The organism is Cryobacterium sp. MLB-32 (assembly GCF_000738085.1).
In the GTDB taxonomy this organism is placed as follows: Bacteria; Actinomycetota; Actinomycetes; order Actinomycetales; family Microbacteriaceae; genus Cryobacterium.
Window position 1 is genome coordinate 1 of record NZ_JPRS01000172.1, and the last position, 4,105, is coordinate 4,105.

General features: G+C 63.9%; 3 protein-coding genes and 2 pseudogenes. 1 reads left to right on the forward strand and 4 read right to left on the reverse strand.

The features are described from left to right. Nucleotides 1-288 (forward strand): annotated as a pseudogene (locus JF66_RS24470) (hypothetical protein); the annotation flags it as partial. An 84-nt stretch (nt 289-372) separates the two neighbouring features. On the opposite strand, the gene JF66_RS21845 reads toward JF66_RS24470, so the two are convergent. The 4 genes and pseudogenes from JF66_RS21845 to JF66_RS15010 all read right to left on the reverse strand — a co-directional run. Then, a complete protein-coding gene (locus tag JF66_RS21845) occupies nt 373-888 on the reverse strand; it encodes a DUF4913 domain-containing protein (RefSeq protein WP_051973594.1) in 516 nt (171 codons plus the stop codon). Beyond that, the gene (locus JF66_RS15000; protein ID WP_035879303.1) at nt 881-2,677 is read right to left on the reverse strand and encodes a type IV secretory system conjugative DNA transfer family protein; all 1,797 of its coding nucleotides are present in this window, start codon (nt 2,675-2,677) and stop codon (nt 881-883) included. The genes JF66_RS21845 and JF66_RS15000 overlap by 8 nt, the downstream gene beginning before the upstream one ends. Nucleotides 2,678-2,708: 31 nt before the next feature. Continuing rightward, complete coding sequence (locus JF66_RS15005; RefSeq protein WP_035879305.1) at nt 2,709-3,782, reverse strand: hypothetical protein; 1,074 nt, start codon at nt 3,780-3,782, stop codon at nt 2,709-2,711. A gap of 5 nt (nt 3,783-3,787) precedes the next feature. After that, nucleotides 3,788-4,105: pseudogene (locus tag JF66_RS15010) on the reverse strand (ATP/GTP-binding protein); the annotation flags it as partial.

The following is a 4,105-nucleotide window of genomic DNA, read 5'->3' on the forward strand; positions in this document are numbered from 1 at the left end:
GAGGTGCTGAACTTGTGCGCGCGCTTGCACGAGGAGGGACGCACAGTGACGGTCGTGCTGCACGATCTGAACCAAGCGGCACGCTACGCGACCCACCTTGTCGTCATGAGTCACGGAAAAATCGTCGCGCAGGGGGATCCCACCGTGATTTTGACCACAGAACTCATCCAGAATGTCTTCGGACTGGCCACAATGATCATCCACCGACCCCGAAACGGGAACCCCCCTCGTCATTCCCCGAAAGGCCTCCACCCGCCCAGCCTCCAGCACGTGAAATCAACAGGCTGACCCGAGCAACCGCCAGCACCCCAGGACACATGACCCACCGCGATCTGCAGAAACGACCACGCTGCCATAGCGACCTATCTGCTTCTAAAGTTCCACATTGTCGGGTGGCCTCGTCGCCGAAACGATCGGTGAGGTTTTGTCTTTGCGGCGATGAAGGTGCCCTTCATCGGGGTCGCAGTCTCGGAATGGGCCGGTGCTCTTATCGAAGATCACGGCGGCGTGACGGTCCCAGTGGTTGATCCACCAGGATGACACTGCGCCGGCGTCGCCGTCTTGCACGCTGGCGTCGGCTTGCATGCTGGCTTGCCAGAGAGATTTGAAACGCGCGACGACTTCAGGGTGCAGCCACCACTGCGCGCACCACGGTGTTGGTTTCGTCCCGACAACTTCCACCGTGCGCAGGTGCGTGGTGAGCCAGTCGAGAAACAACTCTCGGACGTTCGGGTCTTCCTCGTCGCTGCTCTCTTCTGCGTCGTCGCCCGGTTCCTGAGAGGGAGCGGTGGTGTCGGCGTTGGGGTCATCTTCGTTCGTTTCGTCGTCCCAGTTCTCGCGCTCGACCTCGTCAGTTGGAATGTGGTCGAGGGCATCGTCGTCAGCCACGGGTGACCACCTCTTCCGTCGCTGTGTCCTCGATGCCTGGTTCATCAGGGTTCACTGGGATGGCGGCAGCGACGGTCGTGGGTGGGAGGGGGCGGTTGATGATGGTTTTGAGTGCCTTGTCGCGGAACCAAGGGATGGTGTCGACCATGACGGGGCGGCATTTGGAGGTGAAGAGGACGGCTCTCCATTCGGGGAGTGAGCCGAGGGCAGCGATGTCGAGGGTGTTGACTTTGCGAGTGTTGGTGGACGTGGAGGTGTGGCCGTCGCGGTTGGTGGAGCTGCCGTAGGTGATTTCGTCGTGGTCGCCGATGAGTGCGGCGAGAGCACGGAGGAAGTCGTCGTCGCCGGAGCCGCCGCCGTAGACGCGGTGTGCGGCGGCGTCCCAGAGGGTTTGCCAGCCTTCTTTGCCGAACGCGTCGATCGCCTGCGCCCGGGATTGAAAGTACGCGTTGAGCATGATGCCCATGGACCCGTAGTAGGAGTAGACGGACGGCAGCTCAGGCCAGCGAACGATGTTGGCGCATTCGTCCAGCTCCATCACGAGCGGGACGTCCAACCGTCCGCCGTTGCTTTGCGCCGTGCGTTCGGCGGTCTTGCAGATCGCGCGAACGAGCGCGGTCAGGATCGCCCCGCCCGATCCTTCCCCGTCTTTGGAGAGCAGGATGAGCGTGTCGGAGCTGGTGATGAACTCTTCCGGGTTGAACGACCGGATTCCGGGGGTGTCGGTCCAGGCGAGGAGGTCGTCGTCGGCCAGGGCCGAGGCCATGCGTTGCGCGGTGGCGTAGACGCTGCCTTTTGTTTTTTCAGGCCAGCTGAGAATCCCTTCGATGGTGGCTGCTGGCCCTTTCTTGCCGTGCCGGCGGAGAATCTGCTCGGGGAGGTGGCCTTCGGCTCGGGCGAACCAGGCGAAGACTTGGGAGAGGGGTTCGTGGTCGAGGGCTGCGGCGAGGAAGAAGTAGGCGAGCATGTCGCGGCCGGCGGTATCGAACTGGGAATCGCCGCCCCGATCGGAGGCCTTCCGGGTCGACGCTTCAAAGATCGCAGCGAGCTCCCGGGCGTCGGAAGCGTTTTGAATGTAGTCGAGCGGGTTGAATAAGAAGTCGGGGAGGGTCTCTCGGCGGTAGATGTGGTTCGGGTCGAAGATGAATGCTGTCCCCCGGCCGGCGCGGCCGGCGAGAGTTTCCCGGACGCCGTCGACTTTGTTGGAGGTCATGATGGCGGCGCCGGGCGCTTCGATCATGTGCCGGATGACGAGGCCGGACGTTTTGCCGCGTCCTGTACCGAATACGTACACGCCGAGGTCGCGCCACCCTTGGTATACCCAGCGGGTTCCGTGGCCGACGAGGACCCCGACGCGCTCACCCGGAGGTAGTTGCTCTGCGTTGGGGTGGAGGTGCGCGGCTTCTTTCGCGCGGGCTTTCGCGCGCAGTACGGCGGACTGGCGTTTGGTGGCCATGTGCGCCAGCGCCCCATTGTTGCGTTTGCGCGTGGCCCATTGGGCCTGCTTGGCCATGATGAACGCGAACAGGGCCACGACGAGGATCATGGCCGCGAACGAGGTCCAGGTCGCCGCCTCTGGCCAGGGTGCGCCGTGGAGTAGGAAAGCGCCCGCCAGGGCGGCGGGGTTCCAGGAGTACTCGGTTCCGGTCGGGGTGATGGCGGCTCCGACGTGCACGGCAACAAGCAAGCCAAGGAGGGCGAGGACCGCGAGGACGCCGGTCATGATGCGTGCTTTCCAATCGACCATGGTCATCTTCTCCTGGCCGCTGACGCGGCCCTCATTGTTCATGGTGGGGCGGGGGTATTGCTGGGGTGGATGGTCAGGGGGCGGTGGTGAGGTTCATCGGCGCGGTGGTGTTCGGGTCGACGGCGATGTGGACGTGGTTACAGAAATCAGCGAACTGACTCATCGACACGTCCAGGGTGACGCCGGCGGCGGCCCGGCACTGCGACTGGCCGACCCCGGATCCAGGGGGCATGACCGGGCTGAGCGCTCGGAGGAGCTTCAGAGCGTTCGCATCGGCTCCGGTGGTGGGGACACGGCCCAGAGAGTAGAAGTCAACGGCGTGGCCGCCGCCGTTGGCGTAGTGCGGTGACGCGGTCCCGGAGCCGAGGAGAGTGTTGGTGCAAGCGCGGTTGATGTCGGAGATCCCGACACTGTCGAACATGGTCGTCGCGATGGTGATGACTTGCAAAATGCGGGTATCGATCCCACAATTCTGGTGCACTTCCCCGGCGGCGATCCACCGTATTTCGCGGAGGTGATCGGGTGAAAACCCACTGATTTTCCCCGCATCAATCTTCACGACGAGTGCCTGCGCGAGCGCCCGGGCGTCACCGCTGAGGCCTGCCGCGCATGCTGCCCCGCTGGAGAGCGCGGCAACGACAGCCTGGGAGCTGGCGTAAAAGGGGGTGTAGTGGTCGGGGTCCGCGTTGTGTTGAACAGTGTGGGCGGCGATGGTGGGTGTGAGGGTTTCCCAGTTGGGGACGTTCAGCAATCGTTGGAAGAAGAACGTCGCCGCGCGGGTGGGGTCCATCCGGTCGGTGAGGGTGCCCCAGGTGTCGCGCTGTTGGAACAGGCCTCGGGAGTCGGGGCCGGCTATATCGCCGTGGTCGATGTTTCGAAGGGACGACTCCCCCATGGCGGTCATCACGGCGAGGGTTTGTCCCTGCACGGTGACGCCGAGGCTCGCCCCGGCATTCATGATGGCGGCGGCGTTGACGAGCTGGTCGCCCTGGTACCCGGCAACACCCGGGTGGTCGGCTGCAGCCTGGGGGTTCGCGGATACGGCCGCGCAGGCGGCGTTGGGCCCGCCGCCGGTGATGAGCAGCAGCATGGTGAAGATGACGACAAGGAGCAGTACCGCTCCGGTCCCCAGCACGCCCTTGGTCATCGGGTTTAGTCCGTGGCGTCGCCGGCAGCCATCGCCGAGTCGGTGTTGGTCACGTCTGTTTCCCAGTCCGAGCGGACGTGGTGGATGTGAGTTTCCGGGTTGGACCCGTATTTGAAGATGCAGTTCCCGGGGTTCAAGCTCATCAGCGTTTGTGCAGTGTCGGGGGCGAAGTTGAAGGTTTCTTGCGCCCACCGGGCGTCTTCGGGACGGTCCTGACGAAACGCATAAACGGTCTGTGCTTCTTGGACAACGGTGTACCCGGGACTGTCGACGGGGATGTCGGTGCCTTTGTGCATGACGAAGACGTTGGAGATACCGAGGGA